The sequence below is a fragment of the Paraburkholderia sp. J63 genome, from assembly GCF_905220245.1.
Taxonomy (GTDB): Bacteria; Pseudomonadota; Gammaproteobacteria; order Burkholderiales; family Burkholderiaceae; genus Paraburkholderia.
The window spans coordinates 38,018-58,617 of the sequence record NZ_CAJMZF010000023.1; the positions used below are offsets into that span (position 1 = coordinate 38,018).

Annotated in this window: 19 protein-coding genes; 11 read left to right on the plus strand and 8 right to left on the minus strand. The window is 64.1% G+C overall.

Translation table 11 applies throughout. The features are described 5' to 3' along the window. Positions 1–4: 4 nt before the first annotated feature. Genes U5775_RS23315 through U5775_RS23325 form a run of 3 tightly spaced genes read right to left on the minus strand, consistent with a single transcriptional unit; the run spans position 5 to position 2,713 of the window. Positions 5–487, minus strand: coding sequence for a MerR family transcriptional regulator (locus tag U5775_RS23315; RefSeq protein ID WP_322060461.1), 483 nt, complete (start codon positions 485–487; stop codon positions 5–7). A gap of 18 nt (positions 488–505) precedes the next feature. Further along, complete coding sequence (locus tag U5775_RS23320; protein WP_322060462.1) at positions 506–1,747, minus strand: saccharopine dehydrogenase family protein; 1,242 nt, start codon at positions 1,745–1,747, stop codon at positions 506–508. A 54-nt stretch (positions 1,748–1,801) separates the two neighbouring features. Beyond that, complete coding sequence (locus tag U5775_RS23325) at positions 1,802–2,713, minus strand: acetoacetate decarboxylase (RefSeq protein WP_322060463.1); 912 nt, start codon at positions 2,711–2,713, stop codon at positions 1,802–1,804. A gap of 162 nt (positions 2,714–2,875) precedes the next feature. On the opposite strand from U5775_RS23325, the gene U5775_RS23330 reads away from it, so the two are divergent. Then, positions 2,876–4,117: an NADH:flavin oxidoreductase/NADH oxidase family protein gene (locus tag U5775_RS23330; protein ID WP_322060464.1), complete on the plus strand. Its 1,242-nt coding sequence runs from the start codon at positions 2,876–2,878 to the stop codon at positions 4,115–4,117. A gap of 75 nt (positions 4,118–4,192) precedes the next feature. Here U5775_RS23330 and U5775_RS23335 read toward each other — a convergent pair whose 3' ends face one another. Both U5775_RS23335 and U5775_RS23340 read right to left on the minus strand, forming a co-directional pair. Then, on the minus strand, positions 4,193–4,447 hold the full coding sequence (locus tag U5775_RS23335) for a hypothetical protein (RefSeq protein ID WP_322060465.1): 255 nt from the start codon (positions 4,445–4,447) through the stop codon (positions 4,193–4,195). An 88-nt stretch (positions 4,448–4,535) separates the two neighbouring features. Continuing rightward, on the minus strand, positions 4,536–5,453 hold the full coding sequence (locus U5775_RS23340) for a LysR family transcriptional regulator (protein WP_322060466.1): 918 nt from the start codon (positions 5,451–5,453) through the stop codon (positions 4,536–4,538). 260 nt (positions 5,454–5,713) lie between these two features. Between U5775_RS23340 and U5775_RS23345 the strand changes: the two genes are divergently transcribed. The 8 genes from U5775_RS23345 to modA all read left to right on the plus strand — a co-directional run bounded on the left by U5775_RS23345 (position 5,714) and on the right by modA (position 14,721). Beyond that, on the plus strand, positions 5,714–6,493 hold the full coding sequence (locus tag U5775_RS23345) for a 5-oxoprolinase subunit PxpA (protein WP_322060467.1): 780 nt from the start codon (positions 5,714–5,716) through the stop codon (positions 6,491–6,493). A gap of 30 nt (positions 6,494–6,523) precedes the next feature. Further along, positions 6,524–6,766 carry an acetyl-CoA carboxylase gene (locus U5775_RS23350; protein WP_322060468.1) on the plus strand — a complete coding sequence of 81 codons (243 nt, stop codon included), beginning with the start codon at positions 6,524–6,526 and terminating at the stop codon, positions 6,764–6,766. A 5-nt stretch (positions 6,767–6,771) separates the two neighbouring features. Further along, a complete protein-coding gene (locus tag U5775_RS23355) occupies positions 6,772–8,220 on the plus strand; it encodes an acetyl-CoA carboxylase biotin carboxylase subunit (RefSeq protein ID WP_415913635.1) in 1,449 nt (482 codons plus the stop codon). Continuing rightward, the gene (locus U5775_RS23360) at positions 8,217–9,092 is read left to right on the plus strand and encodes an allophanate hydrolase subunit 1 (RefSeq protein WP_322060470.1); all 876 of its coding nucleotides are present in this window, start codon (positions 8,217–8,219) and stop codon (positions 9,090–9,092) included. Before U5775_RS23355 ends, U5775_RS23360 begins: the two co-directional genes overlap by 4 nt. Then, positions 9,082–10,080 carry a biotin-dependent carboxyltransferase family protein gene (locus U5775_RS23365; RefSeq protein ID WP_322060471.1) on the plus strand — a complete coding sequence of 333 codons (999 nt, stop codon included), beginning with the start codon at positions 9,082–9,084 and terminating at the stop codon, positions 10,078–10,080. The genes U5775_RS23360 and U5775_RS23365 overlap by 11 nt, the downstream gene beginning before the upstream one ends. Positions 10,081–10,180: 100 nt before the next feature. Beyond that, positions 10,181–11,539, plus strand: coding sequence for a purine-cytosine permease family protein (locus U5775_RS23370; RefSeq protein ID WP_322060472.1), 1,359 nt, complete (start codon positions 10,181–10,183; stop codon positions 11,537–11,539). 198 nt (positions 11,540–11,737) lie between these two features. Further along, positions 11,738–13,867, plus strand: a complete 2,130-nt coding sequence (locus tag U5775_RS23375; protein ID WP_322060473.1) for a TonB-dependent siderophore receptor — start codon at positions 11,738–11,740, stop codon at positions 13,865–13,867. Positions 13,868–13,869: 2 nt separating this feature from the next. Beyond that, the gene (gene modA, locus U5775_RS23380; RefSeq protein WP_322060474.1) at positions 13,870–14,721 is read left to right on the plus strand and encodes a molybdate ABC transporter substrate-binding protein; all 852 of its coding nucleotides are present in this window, start codon (positions 13,870–13,872) and stop codon (positions 14,719–14,721) included. 48 nt (positions 14,722–14,769) lie between these two features. Here modA and U5775_RS23385 read toward each other — a convergent pair whose 3' ends face one another. Further along, positions 14,770–15,738 (minus strand): LysR family transcriptional regulator, encoded by a 969-nt coding sequence (locus tag U5775_RS23385; protein ID WP_322060475.1) that lies wholly within the window; start codon positions 15,736–15,738, stop codon positions 14,770–14,772. Positions 15,739–15,834: 96 nt separating this feature from the next. Between U5775_RS23385 and U5775_RS23390 the strand changes: the two genes are divergently transcribed. Beyond that, the gene (locus tag U5775_RS23390; protein WP_322060476.1) at positions 15,835–17,106 is read left to right on the plus strand and encodes an MFS transporter; all 1,272 of its coding nucleotides are present in this window, start codon (positions 15,835–15,837) and stop codon (positions 17,104–17,106) included. On the opposite strand, the gene U5775_RS23395 is transcribed toward U5775_RS23390, so the two are convergent. Together U5775_RS23395 and U5775_RS23400 are read right to left on the minus strand one after the other, a co-directional pair. Then, positions 17,074–18,042 carry a LysR family transcriptional regulator gene (locus tag U5775_RS23395; protein ID WP_322060477.1) on the minus strand — a complete coding sequence of 323 codons (969 nt, stop codon included), beginning with the start codon at positions 18,040–18,042 and terminating at the stop codon, positions 17,074–17,076. The two genes, U5775_RS23390 and U5775_RS23395, sit on opposite strands and share 33 nt — an antisense overlap. A 154-nt stretch (positions 18,043–18,196) precedes the next feature. After that, positions 18,197–18,349, minus strand: coding sequence for a hypothetical protein (locus U5775_RS23400; RefSeq protein WP_322060478.1), 153 nt, complete (start codon positions 18,347–18,349; stop codon positions 18,197–18,199). 284 nt (positions 18,350–18,633) lie between these two features. Here U5775_RS23400 and U5775_RS23405 point away from each other — a divergent pair, with 284 nt between their 5' ends. Beyond that, positions 18,634–20,484: an acyl-CoA dehydrogenase gene (locus U5775_RS23405; protein WP_322060479.1), complete on the plus strand. Its 1,851-nt coding sequence runs from the start codon at positions 18,634–18,636 to the stop codon at positions 20,482–20,484. Positions 20,485–20,600: the final 116 nt, after the last annotated feature.

Sequence of the window (20,600 nt, forward strand, 5' to 3'; positions counted from 1 at the left end):
CTCCCTAACCACGCTTAATCGGCGCGCGACGCTTCGTCTTCCGAAGCGTCTTGACGTCGGCGGCTTCGAGAGCGGGCGCCTTCACCTCCCCCAACCGCAGCCGCGACAGCACTCTCTTTGCATTGGCGGTGCAGTCCATGTCCTCGGGTTTCGCCTCGATGTCGGCCAGCAGCGCGACGAGATGTGCCTTGCTCCGCGCGAGCCGCTTTTGCAGCGCCTCGATGTCCTGCACCTTGCCGCGCAGGATTTCGACCAGCGAGCCGTGCTTCCATTGTGTCAGGTCGGGCGGCAGCAACATGCGAATCTCGTCCAGACTGAAACCGGCCTGCTGCGCCGTCGTAATCAGATTGAGCACCAGCACCGCTTGAGACGAATACGTCCGATAGCCGTTCGGCTGGCGCTCGGCCTTCAGCAGGCCAATACCTTCGTAGAAGCGAATGCGCGAAGCCGCAAGGCCCGTGCGTTCCGCAAGCTCACCAATTTTCATGTTTCCCCTACTCCCCGGTCAGGACTCGAAACGCAAACCTGCATGGCGAGTCAGCCGCTCGACGAAACGTTCGTCGAATATCGTCGCCGGCGTCCAGAATCCGCCGGCACGCCCGACCTTGACGCCGTCCTCGACGAGATCGCGCGCGAGGCTGATCGCCGCCTGGCCCAGCATCTTGCCGGTCGAGCCGTACCCCGGATCGCGATCCCCGGTCACTTTCACACGCACTATTTGCCCCTCGTCCGTGCGGCCGAAAAACCGCAAATCGTAGTGACCGGCGAGTTGCGCCTCGGGGCTCGGGCCCTCACCGGGTTTGGGCAACAGGAAGCGTTGCATCACGCTGCGAACCGGCCCGATCACGATGCCGACCATGAACGCCCCCAGCCCGGCCACGGTGGCCAGTGCCGCGAGGCGTCCCTTCAAGCCCGGTCCCGTCAGTATGGCCTCGTCGTAGGTGAAGCGGTTGCCATAGGCGTTGCCGGACAGCGCATTGGAGCGGTGGACCACGCGCTCGTTGATGGCGGCCATCACGAACGGAGCGATCCACGCGTCGAACGCATTGTCGAACTCCGCGGACCTCACGTAGTGCTGGCGCGCCTCGAAGCCATGATCCCTGGGGCAGAGCGCATAGGGATCGAGCAGCGTCTTGCGCAAGGACGGATCGGCAGCCGCCTCCTGGACCACGTTGATCATGCTCGCGACCGTGCCGCCCGATGCGCTGCCCTTGAGGGTCTTCACGCGCATCTTGACGTGAGTGGCCGGAGCACCGTATTGCCGCATCGCCTGTTGCTGCAGAAACCAGACGCCCATGTCCGAGGGAACCGAATCGAAACCGCAGCAATGCACGATGCGCGCCCCTGTCTTCCGGGCCGCCGGCTCGTACTTCTCGATCATCCGTTTGATCCACTGCGTCTCGCCGGTGAGATCGCAATAATCGGTGCCGCTCTCCACACAGACCTTGATTAGCGGCTCGCCATAAAGCGCATAGGGGCCGACCGTGGAGACGACCACGCGGGTCTGCGCACACAGCGCTCGCAACTGCGTCTCGCTGGCAGCATCGGCGACGATGACCGGCAGCGATTGCCCCGCCGCGCCCAGCGAGCGCTTGACCTCGTTGAGCTTCGCTTCGGAACGGCCCGCAATGGCCCAGCGCAGGGTTTCAGCCTGATCCGCAACGTGCCCGGCAAGGTATCGCGTCAGGATCTGCCCGACGAAGCTGGTGGCGCCGAACACGACGATGTCATAGGCTGGAGCGGTCATGGAGGTTTCCTTGTGTTTCTGCATATCACCGAGTGGAAATTCGCACCTTCACGCTCACGTTCCCGCTCGATCGAAGACCTTGAGTGGCACCGGCAGATTCAGGACGATCTGCGCATCCTTGACCACGTCAAGGCGAACAAGGGTCGAAGCGCCCAATCCATCGAGCAACTGGCTCAGTGGACCGCCACTGCGCAACAGGGTCACGTTTCGCGGGAACAGTCGTTGAGCGAACGACAACGTGTTGGTCTGGACCGTAGTCTGATGCCATTCTCCATCGACGCGGTTGATCATGGTCGTCGTTCCTATATGGGATTGAGGCACGACATCGCGCAGGGCCGGCAGCGGCGCATTCAACGTCAAGTCCGGTGCGCCACCGGGGCCCGCAACCTGAGCCCTGACGTCGGCGCCGATGCTCACCTCGATTCCGGTGCGCCACTTGGGCAACTGATAGCCGTACACGCCGCGCACCCGGGCGATTTCCGTGGTGACCGGCAGCGCCAGCACATGGGCGAAGAAACTTCGACGTCGCATGGAATCGAGCAGTTCCAGCGTATGGGGCCCTCGCGCGCCGGGCCGGCGGATAACGACGGCAATGGAGACTTCGTCGTAGGGATCGTTGTCGCAAACGCCATATGAAAAGAAAGTCAGCGCCACCAGCCCATAACCCGGAAACGCGCGCAGCGGCTCCAGCGGCACCGGCAGCATCGCCCTTAGCCGGGACAAGGGTGCGAGAAGCAGTGCCTGGACATTGCTGGTGCGATAGTAGAAGTTAGGCGCCCACGTGGCACCCACTCGCGAGTCAATCAATCGCTTCGGAATCCTGCGAAAAAAATCGATATTGCCCGCCGCAGGGTCTCGAGCCACCTCGTCCAGGTTCGGGTTCATCCGGAAGCGGTCGTAGTAGCCGCCTTGCGGCACTTCGACCTTGTGCGGCCCAAAATCGACCAGTGTGTACGGCCTCTCCATATTCGCTGACCTTTCTCGATGTTCAAACCGGCATCACGCGTCTGCCAATACTTTAAGGTTAAACTCAACTTGAAGGTCAAGCGCAAAGTTTCACGCGAGAGGCATTGACATTAAAGTTACCTTTAACCTTAAAGTCGAGCCACGGTCAAACGAGGTGAAGCCATGAACGTGTTCGACAAGTTAGCGTTACCCAACGGTTCGGCTATTCAGAACCGCATCGCCAAAGCCGCCATGGAAGAAAACATGGCGGACGCAAACCACGCTCCCTCGGAGCAACTGATGCGTCTCTATCAGGCGTGGGCCGAAGGCGGCGCCGGTCTGCTCATTACCGGCAACGTCATGGTCGACAGCCGCGCCATGACAGGCCCCGGCGGAGTCGTGCTTGAAAATGACAAGCATCTCGAAGCATTCCGGCGCTGGGCGCGAATCGGTCGATCAAAGGGCGCGCAATTCTGGCTGCAGATCAATCATCCGGGCCGCCAGATGCGGGCCAATCTCGGACAACCGACGTGGGCGCCTTCGGCCGTCCCGCTCGCACTGGGCAAGATGTCGAAGCACTTCAATACGCCCCAGGCAATGACGAGCGACGTCATCGAAGACGTGATCGAGCGCTTTGCCCGCACGGCGCGGCTCGGCGAGCAGGCCGGCTTTACGGGCGTCGAGATCCACGCCGCACACGGCTATCTGCTGAGCCAGTTCCTCTCGCCGCTCACCAATCAGCGAACGGATCAATGGGGCGGTTCGCTCGAGAACCGTGCGCGCCTGCTGCTGGAGATCGTCAAAGCCGTGCGGGCCGTCGTTTCTCCGCAGTTTGCCGTTGCCGTCAAGCTCAATTCCGCCGATTTCCAGCGCGGCGGCTTCAGTGCCGACGACGCCCGCAACGTCGTGAAGCGACTCAACCCTCTGGGCGTTGATCTGGTCGAGCTTTCCGGCGGAAGCTATGAAGCCCCGGCCATGCAAGGCGACGCTCGTGACGGCCGCACGCTTGCCCGTGAAGCGTATTTCGTGGAATTCGCCCGTGACGTCCGGACCATCGCGACGATGCCCGTGATGGTCACGGGAGGCATCCGCCGCCGCGCGGTCGCCGAACAGGTCATCGCGAGCGGGGTGGACATGGTCGGCATCGGTACCGCTCTCGCTATCGAGCCGGATCTGCCCCGCGACTGGCGTGCCGGCCAGGACAACGCGCCGGCGCTCGCGCCCATCGAATGGAAGAACAAGCCACTGGCGTCGCTGGCCAACATGGCCGCCGTCAAGTTTCAGTTGCACCGCTTGAGCCGGGGAAAGAGAACCGATCCGAAGGTCTCGCCACTGCGGGCGCTGATTCTGCAACAGGTGGCGGATGTGGCGCGCACGCGCGCATATCGGCGCTGGATGATGGAGCGGGCGAAACTCCCGTATTGAATGGAATAGCGTCGACCTTGCATGAAATACCGCCGATGCGCGCGGCATCGGCGGTATCGACGCTGCCCCGAGGTCTTACACCTCTTTGGCGTGGACAACCGGGAAGTCGATCCGGGTGCTGGCGACCGTGTTGATGTAGTTCGTCCAGATGTTGAGCGCCACGTTCAGCACGATTTCGATCACGGCGGCGTCGCTATAGCCGGCGGCCTTGACCGCGTCAAGATCGGCGTCCAGAACGCGGCCGCGCGCGTGGGCTACCTGCTTCGCAAACAGCACGGCCGCGGCGGCTTTTGGATCGTTCGAGCCACCGCAATGGCAACTGACCTGCATGCTAGCCATTCCCGAATTTGGGGAGAATCCTGTGGTGGCGGGAATATTTCTCTCGAATTTTGGGAGGATGATGGGCCCAGCGAACCGCTCATCCGATTCCCGGGCCGCCCCTGGGCGCCATGAAGGTATGGCGGAAATATTCGCGAACGGCATGCATGGCCGGCGTGAACTCGACGTTGCGGCGCCACGCAAGGCCCACGCTCATGGGCGGAATCGGGTCGCGCAGCTGCATGGTTTCAATGCGCTTGCCCTCCAGCGACCACGGCCGATACACCATGTCCGACAGGATGGCGACGCCGCTCCCATTCGCCACCATGCTGCGCACGGCTTCGACCGACGACGTGCGAAGTTTGACGTTCGGCCGGTACGGCGTTTCGTTCCAGTAGCGCAGGGCGGTATAGGCGGCCTCGTCCACCGTCAGCATCACGAATGGCTCATTGGCCACGTCCGCGAGCGTCACGTTCTCGCGCTTGAGCAGCGGATGCTGGGCGCAAAGCCATAAGCGTCTCGCCGAGTGAATCAGCGGTTCCAGCATCAGTTCGGGGTTGGCGACGTTCGACGTCAGGAGCACCGCCATGTCGTATCGCCCCGCAATCAAGCCCTCTTCGATCGACTCGCGGTTCAGCTCCTGCAACTGGATGGTCAGCCGCGGATACTGCGTGCCTAGCCGCTGCAGATGATGCGGCAAGAAATAGCCGATGACCGTGTAGCTTGCCGCGAGCGTGAGCGTGCCCGCAAGCGTGTTTTCGAGGTTCGGCACTCGCATCGCCTCATCGACGGCCGAGAGGATCGTATAGGCCTCGTTAAGGAAGCGCCGGCCGGTGTTCGTCAGCGTGACACCGCTGGCCGTGCGCACCAGCAACTGCGTGCCCACGATGTCTTCCAGTTCCTTGATCGCACTGGTGACGGCCGACTGCGAAATGGTCAGCTGGATGGCCGCCTGGGAGATCTGGCCCAATTCGGCCGTCGCGACGAAATACTTCAGTTGCCGCAAGGTCAGTGCCATGGCATGTACCCGAAAAAGTGATATTGCTCGTCGCAATATCATATCGGCGAACGGTCGTCCTGGCATCGCCCTTTCTCCGATGGCCTTCGGATCGCCTTTCTGACGACACAGAAGGCAAAGTGCATTTCCCGCGTCATCGAAAAAACAGATATTGCACCATCTAAAAATAGAACTATTTTGACGCGGTGTCGGCCACTATTCTTGGCTTCATCGGCCCGTGCCAAAAATCGAAAGGGCAGATGAATCAGGAGAGAGTCAGCATGAGAAAGCAAACAATCGATTTGAATTCGGATATGGGGGAGGGCTTTGGTCCGTGGACCATTGGCGATGGTGTCGACGAGGCCATCATGCCGCTCATCAGCTCGGCCAATATCGCGACCGGTTTCCACGCCGGCGACCCGAACATCATGGCCCGCACGGTGCAACTGGCGAAGCAGGCCGGTGTCGGCATTGGCGCGCATCCCGGGTTTCGGGATCTGGCGGGCTTCGGACGCCGCACCATCGCCGAGACGCCGCAAGCGCTCGTGAACGACATCGTCTATCAACTCGGTGCGCTGCGTGAATTTGCGCGTTTCGCTGGCGTCAGCGTGCAGCACGTGAAGCCGCACGGCGCACTCTACATGCTTGCCGCGCGCGACGAGGGTCTGTCCGAACTGCTGGTCGAAACGGTGCAGCGGCTCGATCCCGCACTGATGCTCTACTGCATGGAATCTTCGGTGACCTACCGGATTGCACGCGAACTGGGTCAGCCCGTCATTCGCGAGTTCTATGCCGATCGCGACTACGACCGCAGCGGGTCGATCGTCTTTACGCGGCGCGTCGGGCGGCTCGATCCGGCGCAAGTCGCCGAAAAGGTGGTGCGGGCCTGCGTCGAGGGGCGCGTCGCGACCGTGGACGGTGGCGACATCGATATCGACTTCGATTCGGTCTGCATTCACAGCGACACGCCGGGCGCGCTGCACCTCGTCGAGGCCACGCGCGCCGCGCTCGCCCGTCACGACATCCGTATCGCCGCGCCGCTGCCGGCGCCTGCGCACTAAAAATCAACCAGCCAGCAGAGGAGCACGAAGATGGCACTCCATGAAATTGTCAGTCCGTTGCCGGGCACGTTCTATCGCCGGTCGTCCCCCGACGCGCCCTACTACGTCGAGGCGGGGGCGCCGGTCGAAAGCGGCGCGGTGGTGGGGCTGGTCGAGGTCATGAAGCAGTTCACCGAAATCGAAACGGACGTCGCAGGGCGGGTCGTCGACATACTCGTCGACGATGGTGAGCCGGTGGATGCCGGACAGGTATTGATGCGGATCGAGGCATGAACACGATGGACACCCTGAACAAGCGTATTGCCCCTCAGCCGCAGCCGTTTTATCAGCCCCGGCGCATCCGCACGGTGCTCGTGGCCAATCGTGGCGAGATTGCCGTGCGCGTGATTCGCGCGGCGCAGGAACTCGGCATGCGCGCGGTCGCCGTCGTCAGCGACGCGGACCGCGACAGTCTCGCGGCGCGCATGGCCGACGAGGCGTTGCACATCGGCTCCTCGCATGCGGCGAAGAGCTACCTGAATCCGGCGGCCATTCTGGCGGCGGCCAAACTTTGCGACGCCGACGCCATCCATCCCGGGTATGGCTTCCTGTCCGAGAATGCGGCGTTCGCGGCCCAGGTCGAAGCCGCGGGCATGATTTTCGTCGGCCCGCCGTCGACGGTGATTGCCACCATGGGCGACAAGGCCAAAGCCCGCGAGACTGCTCAATGCGCCGATGTCCCTACCGTGCCGGGCAGCGACGGCGTGGTGTCGTCGCTTGACGAGGCGCGCGCCATTGCGGGCCGCATTGGCTATCCGGTCATGATCAAGGCGGCGGCCGGCGGTGGCGGGCGCGGCATTCGCGTCGCCCACGATGCGGCCCAGCTCGAGACGGAATTGCCGCTCGCGCAGCGCGAGGCTCAGGCCGCCTTCGGCGATCCGGGCGTCTATCTCGAACGCTTCATTGCACAGGCACGGCACATCGAGGTGCAGGTGCTCGGCGATGGCGAAAACGTGATCCATCTGTTCGAGCGTGAATGCTCGCTGCAGCGGCGGCGCCAGAAGATTCTCGAGGAAGCGCCCTCGCCCTCGCTCACGCCGGCGCTTCGAAACGCGTTGTGCGAATCCGCCACGCGGCTCGCGCGGAAAGTGGGCTATCGCAGCGCGGGCACGCTCGAATATCTGTTCGACGAAACCCGCGGCGAGTTCTATTTCATCGAAATGAATACGCGTATCCAGGTCGAGCATCCGGTGACCGAAGCGATCACCGGTGTCGATCTGGTGCGCGAGACCCTGCGCATCGCGGACGGCGAACCGTTGCGCTTGCGTCAGCAGGACATCGTGCTGCGCGGCGCCGCGATCGAATGCCGGATCAACGCCGAGGACCCGGACCACGATTTCCGCCCGAGCCCCGGGACCATCGATGAGCTCGTCTGGCCCGCCGGGCCCGGTGTGCGCATCGACTCCATGCTTTACCCGGGCTACACGATTCCGCCGTTCTACGACTCGCTGCTAGCCAAGCTGATCGTCTTCGACGAAAGCCGTCCCGCGGCATTCGCCCGGCTCGATCGCGCCCTGCGCGAGCTGCATATCGGCGGCGTGAAGACGACGGGCCCGCTGCATCGCGCACTGGCCGTGGACGCCGATGTTCGCGCGGGCCGCTATCACACGAACTATCTGGAAGCATGGATGAGCGCGTGGCGCGCCCAGCGGTCCGCGCCACACAACGGCCCAGGAGACGAGGCATGACAACCCGGTACACATTCGGCGGGGATGAATTCATCTTCGTCGAGATCAGCGAAGCCATGTCGCTCAATGCGTTCTTCAAGGGCACGGCGATCACGCGCGAGCTGCAACGCCGCGCGGTGGCGGGAATCAGCGAAATTTGTCCGGCGAACGCCTCCTATCAGGTTCGCTATGACCCGGACGTCATCGGGCCGGAAACGCTGCTCGCGCTGCTGAAGGAAATCGAGGCGCAGGTAGGCGAAGCGGAACTGGACATCGACACGCGCATCGTGGAAGTGCCGGTGCTCTACAACGATCCGTGGACACACGAAACGCAAATGCGCTTTCGCGAACGGCATCAGGACCCCACGTCGACCGATCTCGAATACGCGGCGCGTATCAACGGCATGGCCGATGTCGACGCGTTTATCGCCGCGCATTCGGGCTCGCCGTGGTTCGTCTCGATGGTCGGGTTCGTCGCGGGCCTGCCGTTCATGTTCCAGATGGTCGAGCGCTCGCGTCAGCTCGAAGTCCCCAAGTATCTGCGGCCGCGCACCGACACGCCGAAGCTGACCGTCGGCCACGGCGGCTGCTTCGGCTGCATCTACTCGGTCCGCGGCGCCGGCGGCTACCAGATGTTCGGCGTCACGCCCGCGCCGATTTTCGATTCGGCGCAGCGTCTCGATTATCTGCGCGATTTCATGGTGTTCTTTCGCCCCGGCGACATCGTGAAGTTCAAGCCGATCGATCGCGCGGCCTACGACGAGGCTCTCGCGGCGGTCGAAGCGGGCACGTTCTCGTTGCGCGTGCGCCCTGTCAAGTTCTCGCTTCACGCGTTCCTGAAGGATCCGGACGCGTATAACCGCTCGCTCGTGGAGGTGCTCGATGCCGACTGATTCCTTCAATGCCATCGAGGTCGTGAAACCCGGTCTCGCGACCTCGGTGCAGGACGCGGGCCGTCAGGGCTACTACTACGTCGGCATTCCCCCTTCCGGCGCGCTCGACCAGTACGCGCTGCGGGCCGCCAATCTGCTGGTGGGAAATCCCGAGGACGCCGCGGTGCTCGAATGCACGTTGCTGGGACCGCAACTGCTGTTCCATGCCGATGCGCTGATTGCCGTGACGGGCGCCGAGATGACGCCGAAGATCGACGGCGTGGTTCAGGCGTGCAACGTGGCGCTGCGCATCCGCGCCGGCAGCACGCTCAGCTTCGAACATGTGAAAGCCGGCGCCCGAGCCTGTCTCGCCGTGGCGGGAGGCATCGACGTGCCGATGGTGCTCGGCAGCCGTTCCACTTACACGCTCGGTGCGATCGGCGGCCACGAAGGGCGGCGCCTGCAGAAGGCCGACCGGCTCGCTATCGGCGCCGCCAGGGCACGCGCGCGCGAGGGCGCGGAACTGCCTGCCGCGTTGCGCGCGCCGCTGAGCGCCGAAGTCGAGCTCAGGGTGCTGCCGGGGCTGTATCACCACCGCCTGACCGACGAATCGGCCGCCACTTTCTTCGAGGATGCCTGGACCGTGGCGCCCGAAGCCGATCGCATCGGCTATCGGTACAAAGGGGGGCGGCCGCTGCGGTTCCGCGAGCGCGAGCAGCCGTTCGGGGCCGGCGCCGATCCTTCCAACATCGTCGATGCCTGCTATCCGATCGGCTCGATCCAGGTGCCGGCCGGCCTGGAACCGATCATCCTGCACCGGGACGCGGTATCGGGCGGCGGCTATGCCACGATCGGCACGGTCATCAGTGCCGACATGGACCTCATCGGTCAGATGCAGCCCAATCACAAGGCGCGCTTCGTGACCGTGAGCATGGAGCAGGCGCTGGCCGCCCGCGCCAACTATCAACGCCGGCTCGCCCGGCTCGCGGATTACTTCCGCACGACTTAGCGCGACGCGTACGCCCGGTCATCGATCAGACGGTGACTGGCCGTCCCAATCATTTAGTCATACAGAATAAATAGAACGCACCCAACTGGAGGCATGAGTCATGGCTGGTTTGTCACACGATCAAATATCGCACGACGTCGATCTGTCGACTGTCGCGATTCCGGAAAGCTCGCGCATGCCGGCATTCGCCCTGACCATGGCATGGTGGGCGGTGTGCAGCGCTGTCTTCTATATTGTCGTCGGCGCCACTCTCGCGCTCACGTATGGCGCACGCAACGCGCTGATTGGCATGGCGTTGTCCGTGGTGACCTACGGCGCCGTCAATACGGTCATCAGCCGCTATGCCGTGCGCACGGGCCTCTCCGTCGCGCTCTTTTCACGCGTGCTGTTTGGCAGTGCGGGCGCCGCGCTCGCTACGCTGATTTTTTTCGCCACGGCGATCTACTATGCGGTGTTCGAGGGCTCGGTGATCGCGGTCGCCGCGCACAGCCTGTTCCCGGCGCTCGATTATCGCTGGGCCGCGCTGATCGTCGTCTGCTACAGCGTGCCGCTCGTCTTCGGCAGCGTGCAGCATTGGCTCGACAAGTTCAACGGCGTGCTGCTGCCGTTCTATCTGCTCGGCCTCCTCTGCGCCGTCGTTCTGGCCACCCATGAGTACGGCTACAACCCGGCCTGGCTCGACTTTGGACCCAAAGGCGCATTGCCGGCCAACGGCTGGTGGAACTGCTTCGTCTACTACATGGGCGTGTGGGTGCTGATGATGTTCACGTTCGACTACGCACGTTTCGGCCGCAAGAAGGATGCGGTCTACCACGGGCGTTTCAACTTCGGCATGCCGTTCTATCTGGTCACGTTTTTGCTGAACGGTGCGGCCGGCATCTATCTCGTCAGCACGATTCCGGGACTTGGTACGCTTTCCGAAGTATCGGTCGTGATGGCGTTACTCAAATTGATGGGGATTTGGGGACTGCTGTTCGTATGGGTAACACAGTCGCGCATCAACACCGCAAACTATTATCTCGCGGCGATCAACATGCAGGCGTTCTTCCAGAAGGCCGTCAACCTTCGCGCGCCGAAGTTCGTCTGGGCGCTGGTGGTAGGCGTCGCGGTCTACGCGTTGATGATGGCCGACGTGTTCTCACGAATCCTGCAGGCGCTCGCCTATCAGGGCATCTTCGTGGTCGCGTGGGTGGGGGTTGCGCTCGCACACATTCTGTCGACGCGCTACGACGAACTGCTCGGCGGTGAAATCGAGTGCCGCGATTCGCATGTCCCTGCCTTCAATCCTGGTGGGCTGACTGCGTGGTTTGCCGGCGCATTTGCCGGGTTGGTACTGATGAACCTGCCGGGATTTATTCAGTCGCTTTCGGCGCCCGCGACGTTCGTCGTGTCCTGGCTGGTCTATCGCGGCATGCTGACATCGGCGAAGCGAACCTGGTTCGTGCGCGAGCCGTCTTAAACAAAGTGCAGGTAGCGCGACGATTCAGGGAGACACCGTTCGGCTGAACGCCCATTCAGCCGATCAATAAGTCAGATTATTCAAATCATTTTTTTAAAGCTATTTCCACTATATGCATCCCGTCTCTTATCGGAACTCGCGCACCGCGCTATATTTTGTAAAATATAGCGCCCCGCCCATTTCGCAACCACAATCTGAATGACACCCCCGTCTCGCTACGCCCTATGCACGCTTGCACTCGTCTCTGCAGGAATCGTTGCAACCGTCCCGGCTCATGCGCAGGATTCCAACGCCCAACTGGCTCCGATCGTCATCACCGGGGTCACGCCCACGCCCTACCCGTCGTATCAAGTCGATCAGGCCGTCATCGGGCCGCTGGGCAAGAAGAATCTGCTCGATACGCCCTACTCGATCAGCATCGTTCCCCGGTCGCTCGCTGAGAATCAGCAGTTGCGCAGCGTGCAGGAAGCGTTGAGCTTCATCCCCTCGGTGCAAGGGTTCAATATCCGGCCGCAGACGCGCGGCATGCAGGCCGGCGTGGTCCAGAACACGCGCATCGACGGCATGAACATCGCCGCGACAACCGACTATCCGATCGAGCAGTTCGACAGCATCCAGGTGCTGAACGGCCTGGCCGGCGCGCTCTATGGTCCGGCCAGTCCCGCGGGCACGTTCAACTACGTGCTCAAGCGGCCGACCGACCAGCCGCTGCGCGAATTCACGTTCGGCTACGAGTCGAACAGTCTGTTGACGGAGCGCGCGGATCTCAGCGGACATTTCGGCAACGACGATCGTTTCGGCTACCGGCTCAACCTGCTCAACCAGAATGGCGAGGGTTATGTCGCGGAGAGCCGTCTGCGCCGGGATCTGGCGAGCCTCGCCTTCGATATCCGCTTCACGCCGGACACCAGGCTCGAAACCAATTTCAGCACGTACCACTACCTGGACACCGGCTTTCCCGGGACGTTCGCCCTCGCGAAGAACGTGCTGCTTCCCGCCGCGCCGAATCCGACCACGGTAGGCTATGGCCAGTCATGGGCCGGCGACGACAACGTCACGAACATGATGGGCGCCACCCTCAAGCACGACTTCAATCGGGACTGGCACTTGAGCGCCGGCGTGCTGCGCGAGACGAGCGACCGCGCGTCCACTGTGCCGACGCTCACGCTCACCAACAATAAAGGCGCCTATACGGAAACGACGGCGACGACTACTTACAGTCTCGACCAGGTGATCAGCAATACGATCGCGCTGAACGGCCACGTCGTGCTCGCCGGCCTGACTCATGACGTGTTCGTCTCGACCACGGGTTTCTACTGGAACCGGTACACGCCCTATCAAACGGGTGCGATCACGCTCGGCACCGGCAACCTCAGCAATCCGACGATTTTTGCCCAGCCGCCATTGCCCGACTTCTCGGATCGATATCGCTCGGTCAGCACGTTCCAGCAATCGATCAACGTTGGCGACACGATCGGTTTCAACCAGCACTGGTCGATGCTGCTGGCTGCGAGCCAAAGCTGGATTCACGCCGAGAACTACAACGCGAAAGGGAAGATCACGAGCAAGTACGCGGCCGACGGCGTCAGCCCCACGGTCAGCCTGATGTACAAGCCGCAGGACAACATGACCGCGTACCTCACGTATGCGGACAGCCTGCAGCAAGGCGATATCGCGCCGTCCGGCACCGTCAACGCGGGCAGCGCCCTCGCGCCGTATCGAAGCAAGGAATGGGAACTCGGCTACAAGGTCGACATTGCAGGCGCGCAACTCGGCGCCGCGCTGTATCGCATCGAACGCCCGTATGCGCTCGTGGAACCCGACAACGTCTTCGCCGAAGCCGGCCAGCAGGTCAACCGCGGGATCGAGCTGAGCGCGACGGGCGCCATCACGCGCGATCTCAACATCTACACCGGGCTTTCGTTGCTGGATCCGCGCCTGCACGACACCGGCGTCGCCGCCACCGAGGGCACGCAGATTCTCGGCCTTTCGCGCGTGGTGTTCGACGCGCTGGTCGATTATTCGGTGCCCAGCGTGGCCGGCCTCGGTTTCAACGTCGACATGAACTACGCGAGCCGCCGCGCCGCCAACTATTCGAATACCGATTACGTCGACGGTTACACGATCTTCAATCTCGGCGCGCGCTACCGGACGAAGATCGCCACCAAGGCCGTGACGGTGCGCGTGGGCGTCGATAACGTCACCAACCGGCACTACTGGGCCAACATCACGCCGGCGGGACAGAACGGCTACACCGGCACCGACAGCGGCACCGCCACGCTCGGCGCCCCACGCACGGTTCGTGCGTCAATCCAGATCGACCTGTGAACATGAAGAACACCTCCTCCATCCTGCGGCAGACTTTGCTGGCCGCCACGCTCGCCGCCAGCGCCAGCCTCGCCGCGGCACAGCAGGCGCCTGCAGCACCTGCTGCGCCGGTCATCACGATCTATACGGCCGGCAGCATGAGCGGTGCGCTGGGCGCCATCACGCGCCAATACACGCACGAGACCGGCCAGCCGGTCCAGCTCGTCAGCGGGCCGGCCGGTGCGCTGCTCGACCGGATCGAGCACTCGGGTAAAGCCGACATTTTCGTTTCCGCGAACATGGCGCATCCGCAGCGGCTCACCACCGAAGGCAAGGCTTCGCCCACGGTCGTCTTCGCGAGAAATCGCGTGTGCGTGGCGGCGCGCCCCGACGTCGGCCTGACGAGCGCCAACCTGCTCGACAAGCTGCTCGATCCGAACATCAAGATCGGGACGTCGACGCCGAAGTCGGACCCGGGCGGCGATTACGCGTGGGAGCTGTTCGCCAAGGCGGGCACCGTTCGCCCCGGCGCGACGCAGACGCTCGAAGCGAAGGCGCAGCAACTGGTGGGGGGCGCAGTCGCGCCTCAAGTGCCGGCCGGCCAGAATCCGGTGAAATACTTCATGACGACGCGCCGCGTCGATGTCTTCATCGGCTATTGCAGTTCGCACGAACCGACGCCCGATACGACGCTGACACAAGTCGAGCTGCCGCCGGAGCTCGCCATTTCCGCCGACTACGGAATGACCGTGCTCGATTCGCAGCAGAACGCCGCCAGGCGCAATGCCGCTTACCGGCTTGCGCTGTATCTGATGAGCCCCGCGGCGCAGAGCGTGCTGACACGTTATGGATTCACGGCCGTTGCGCAGCAGTAGGAGGCGCTGCCGCTCCCGGTGACGTAGGCCGCCTGTTGCGGGCCGATTTCAGGCGAGCGCATCGGGTCGGCCATGGCCGACCCGCCCGTTCTCCGCCCCGCTATCGCCATACGTCACCAACCCACTCCCCGCCAGCACCATCATCAACGAGCGCCGCAGCAGTTCAACCGGCCGCATCAACCTTCCAGGCAGCGCGCCGTGCACGAACCACACATCGACGCCAGTACGAAAATCAACGGCATCGACCACCTGCAGGGCGTCGCGATGAACCGAGCGCTCCAGCACATCCGGCGTAGCGACGCCGATTCCCAGCCCGCGCGCCACCAGCGATAGTTGGAGGTCCGAACCAAATGCCTCGACCGCGACGTTGAACGGCAAGCCGGCCATTTCCAGTGCGCGGCTCAACGCCGAGCGCATTCCGCAGCCGTTCTGGTTGAGCACCCACGCGTGCTTTGCCAGATCGGCGAGCGTCACGGGCGTGGCGGGCAGCTCCAGCGATCGCGACGCGACGATCACGGTCGGCTGGAACGCCAGGGCCGTCGCGCGCACCGTGTCGGGCGGCACGAAGTTCGACGGCATCGTGACCACGGCTGCATCGAGCGCCGCCCGTTCGACGCTTTGCACGAGGCCCGGCGACCAGCCGGCCGTGATTCGCAACGTGAGCCGCGGAAACGCGCTACGCAATTGATCGACCGGCTTTTCCAGCGCGATGTCGGCCAGAAATGGCGGCATGCCGATTCTCAGTTCGCCGGCCGGCTCGCTGTCGGCTGCGGTAACGGAGAGCAGATCGTCCACGGCACTCAGCACGGTACGCGCGAGCGCATAGACCTCGTTGCCCGTGGCGGTCGGCTTGAGCGGCTTGCTCTGGCGGTCGAGCAGTTCGGCGCCGAGCGTGGTTTCCAGGCTCTGCACGCGCCGCGTCAGCCCCGGCTGCGTCAGATGAAGTCGCTCGGCGGCTCGCACCATCGAACCGCTCTCGATGACGGCCACGAAGGCCTGCAGATCACGTGTGTTCAAAACAATCTCGCATAATTCATATGCACATATTTCAATTGTCGCATATTTAACCGGTGATTACGATGGGCTCTATCCCGTCCACGGAGCGTCACCCTGATGAATTCCTCTGCCGAAACGCGCGCCGATCCGGTCGCGGCGATCGCCGCTCAAGACCCGCACGCGCACACCCTCACGCCGCTGCTCACCGCCTTCTTCGCGACGGCGGTCGGCGTGATCGTGATGAACCTGTTTGCCGCGCAACCGCTGACCGGCGCGATCAGCCACAGCTTGCATCTGGCGCCGCAGTTCGCGGGGTTGGCCGCGATGCTGCCGCAGCTCGGTTATGCCGCCGGCCTCGTGCTGCTGGTGCCGCTTTGCGATCTGCTCGAAAACCGCCGCCTGATCGTGCAGACGCTGGTGTGCTGTGCCCTCGCCCTGCTGATCGCGATGTTCACCGGGTCGCGCGGCGTCTTTCTGGGCGCCGTGTTCGCGGCCGGTGCGGCTTCGAGCGTGATCCAGATGCTGGTGCCGATGGCCGCGTCGATGGCGCACGAAAGCCATCGCGGGCGCGCGGTCGGCAATGTGATGAGCGGCCTGATGCTGGGCATCCTGCTCTCGCGTCCCGCCGCGAGCCTCGTCGCCGGAACCGTGGGCTGGCGCGCGTTCTACGGCATCGCGGGCGTGATCGATGCGCTGCTCGCCGTCGTGCTTTATGTGCAGTTGCCGGTTCGCGTCCCGTCGGTCTCGACGCGCTATGGGACCTTGCTGGCCTCCCTCTGGACGCTGCTGCGCAACGAGCGCGTCCTGCAGCGCAACGCCGTTTCGGCGGCGCTGGTGATGGGCGCGTTCAGCGCGTTCTGGACCGCGATCGCCCTGCGGCTCGTGCAGCCGCCGTTCCACTTCGGGATGAATGGAATTGCGCTGTTCGCCCTGGCCGGCGCGTCGGGCGCGATCGTCACGCCGCTCGCGGGGCGCGCGGGCGATCGCGGCCTCGGCCGGGCGACCTTGCTCTGCGGGCACGTGGCGATGCTGGTGGCGCTCGTCGGGATCGGCGTCGCGGGCGCGGGCTGGGGAGGATTTTCGGCGGGCGCGCATCCGTTGCTGGCCGTGGCGATGCTGGTGGCCGGCGCGGCCGCGCTCGATGCCGGTGTGGTCACGGATCAGACGCTCGGCCGTCGCGCAATCAACCTGATGAATCCGGCCGCGCGCGGCAGACTCAACGGGCTATTCGTCGGCGTCTTTTTCGTGGGCGGCGCGCTGGGCACGGTGCTGTCGGGCGCGATGTGGGCGTGGGCCGGCTGGGACGGCGTATGCGCGGTGGGGTTCGGCTTCACCGGCCTCGCCTTCGTGCTCCGGCTAGCGGGCGCGGCCGACCGCAGCAATGTCTGACGATCCGGGGTTTGACGTTCCGGCGCTTGAAGATCCTAACCGCGCCGCTTCGACCCGCTCGCGCAGCAACGGCGTCGCGAAATCGAGGAACGCACGCAGCTTGAGCGGCAGCGGCGCCTGACCGCCGTGCACGAGGCTCACGGGCCACGGCGGCGGCTCGAACGCGTCGAGCACCACGGCAAGCCGCTGCTTGCGCACCGCCTGCGCGACCTGGTACGACAGGACCCGCGTGAGCCCCACGCCTTGCAGCGCGGCGTCGATCGCGGCCTCGGCGGTGTTCACGGCGAGCCGCGAGTACACGGGCTGCACCACGTCGCTCTTGCCCGCGCGGAAGGTCCACGCGTGGCCCTCGACGCCTTCGAACGTCACGCAGCGATGGCTCGCGAGGTCGCGCGGCGCGGCGGGCACGCCATGCGCAGCCAGATACGCGGGGCTCGCGCACACCACGCGGCGGATCGCGCCCACGCCCACGGCCACGAGCGCGCTATCGGGCAGCGCGGCGATACGCAGCGCGGCATCGACGTGCTCTTCCATCAGATTGACGACGCGGTCCGCCAGCACGAGACGCACGTCGATCTCGGGATACTGCGCGAGGAATGCGTTGACGATCGGCAGCACGTGCAGCCGCCCGAACACCACGGGCGCCGTGAGCGCGAGCGTGCCTCTGGGCGCCGTGTATTCGCCGGTTGCCGCGCGCTCGGCCTCGCCTACTTCCTCGAGGATGCGCCGGCAGGCCGCCACGTAGGACGCGCCCGCCTCGGTGAGCGAGAGCTGGCGCGTGGTGCGCGTGAGCAGGCGCGTCTTGAGATGCGCCTCCAGTTCGTTGACCTTGCGGCTGACCGTGGCGAGCGGCATGTTCAGGCGCCGCGCCGCCGCCGAAAGACTGCCCGCCTCGACCACGGCGACGAGCACGAACATCGCGTCGAGCCGGTCCATGAGGTTCTCGCTTTTCGGGAGGATGAGTGCCGATATTGCCGGATTCTTTCCGGCCGCGAAAGCCGGTGCGGTTGCCTCGCACGCCGCGCAAACCAAAAAAAGCCGGCAAACGAGGTTTGCCGGCTTTTGCGCCCAACTAACTAACTGCGTGAGCTTAGCTGTGGTTGCCCGTGATCACGAGGCTGAAGCCGCCATCGGTCTTGTTGTAGTTCACGTTGAGCGACGCGGACGACGGCGTCGTCTTGCTCGAGCCTGCGCCCGAGATTGCTTGCAGATTTGCCAGTTGGTCGCGTTGAACGATTTGCATGGTCAAACTCCTTGAGTGTGTGGTTTTGGGAACGCTCCCCAAATCGGAGGGCGGCGTCGAGATTAGGCCAATCCCTTTCCCAAAATCCTGTCTCCATTTCAAGATTCGTGAATAAGGATTGGCGCTTGACCTGCGTCAGCCGATGATCGAGGAACGACGACACCAGCGCGCCACGAAGTTGGAGAAATCACCAATAGCACGATCGTTCTATTTTGGTTAATCTAGGCGTCTTTCTGCTTCTTCCTGCTTTTTCCTGCTTTTTCCTGTTCGCGAGACCGCCCGCCATGTCGCTGATCTTCTCCCGCCGTGACCTGAACTTCCTGCTCTATGAATGGCTCGACGTCGAGCGCCTCACGCGCATTGCGCGCTACGCCGACCATACGCGCGAGACCTTCGACGCGGCGCTCGACACCTGCGAGAAGATCGCCACCGACCTGTTCGCGCCGCACAACAAGAAGAACGACCAGCACGAGCCGCACTTCGACGGCGAGACCGTCACCGTGATCCCCGAGGTGAAGACCGCGCTGAAGGCGTTCTGCGAGGCGGGCCTGATGGCCGCGGGCCAGGACTACGAATACGGCGGCATGCAGTTGCCGCTCGTGGTGGAGAAGGCCGGCTTCGCGTGGTTCAAGGCGGCGAACGTGGGCACGAGCGCCTATCCGTTCCTCACCATCGGCAACGCGAACCTGCTGCTCGCGCACGGCAGCGCGAAGCAGGTCGAGACCTTCGTGAAACCCGAGCTCGACGGCCGCTACTTCGGCACGATGTGTCTCTCGGAGCCGCAGGCGGGCTCGTCGCTCTCGGACGTGGCCACGCGCGCCGAGTTCGAGTGCGACTCGCCGCTCGGCGCGCAATATCGTCTGCGCGGCAACAAGATGTGGATCTCGGGCGGCGAGCACGAGCTCTCCGAGAACATCGTCCATCTCGTACTCGCGAAGATTCCCGGCCCGGACGGCAAGCTCATCCCAGGCGTGAAGGGCCTCTCGCTTTTCATCGTGCCCAAATACCTCGTGAACGAGGATGGCTCGCGCGGCGAGCACAACGACGTCGTGCTCGCGGGCCTCAATCACAAGATGGGCTATCGCGGCACGACCAACTGCCTGCTCAACTTCGGCGAGGGCACGAACTACGCGCCGGGCGGCCGCGCGGGCGCCATCGGCTATCTCGTGGGCGAGCCGCACAAGGGGCTCGCCTGCATGTTCCACATGATGAACGAGGCGCGCATCGGCGTGGGCCTCGGGGCGACCATGCTCGGCTACACCGGCTATCTGCATGCGCTCGACTACGCGCGCAATCGTCCGCAGGGGCGCGGCGTGGGCGCGGCGGGCAAGGACCCGGCCTCGCCGCAGGTCAGGCTGATCGAGCACGCCGACGTGCGCCGCATGCTGCTCGCGCAAAAGAGCTATGTGGAAGGCGCGCTCGCGCTCAACCTCTGGTGCGCGAAGCTCCTGGACGAAGCGCGCGCGAGCGAGGACGACGCCACGCGCGAGCGCCTCACGCTGCTGCTCGACCTGCTCACGCCGATTGCCAAGAGCTGGCCTTCGCAGTGGTGCCTTGCCGCCAACGATCTGGCGATCCAGGTGCACGGCGGCTATGGCTACACGCGCGAGTACAACGTCGAGCAGTTCTACCGCGACAATCGTCTCAATCCGATTCACGAAGGCACGCATGGCATCCAGGGCCTCGACCTGCTGGGCCGCAAGGTGACGATCCACGACGGCGCTGCGCTCAAGCTATTCGCGCAGCGCGTGCAAGCCACGCTCGAACGCGCGCATTCGAACGGCGATGCGCAGGACGCCGCGCATGCGCGTGCGCTCGAAGCGGCGCTGCGCCGCCTCATCGACGTGACACGAGCGCTCTGGGCCGCGGGCGACCCCAATGTGACGCTCGCCAATGCTTCGGTGTACCTGGAAGCGTTCGGGCACGTGGTGATGGCGTGGATCTGGCTCGAACAGGCGCTGACGGCGCGCGCGGCGCTAGTCCAGGCAAGCGGCGATGACGCCGACTTCTATCGCGGCAAGCTCGCAGCCGCCACCTACTTCTTCGCGTGGGAATTGCCGAAGACCGGGCAGCAGTTCGATCTGCTGGCGTCGCTCGACCGGACGACGCTCGATATGCAGGATGCGTGGTTCTAACCGCCACTCACCCCCATTAACCGCCATACCGGCAACCAGCGGTTTCAGCATTTCACTTCTCCCGCAGCGCTTCGCCCATAAAAAACGCCGCGACACCTCGCAAGAGGCATCGCGGC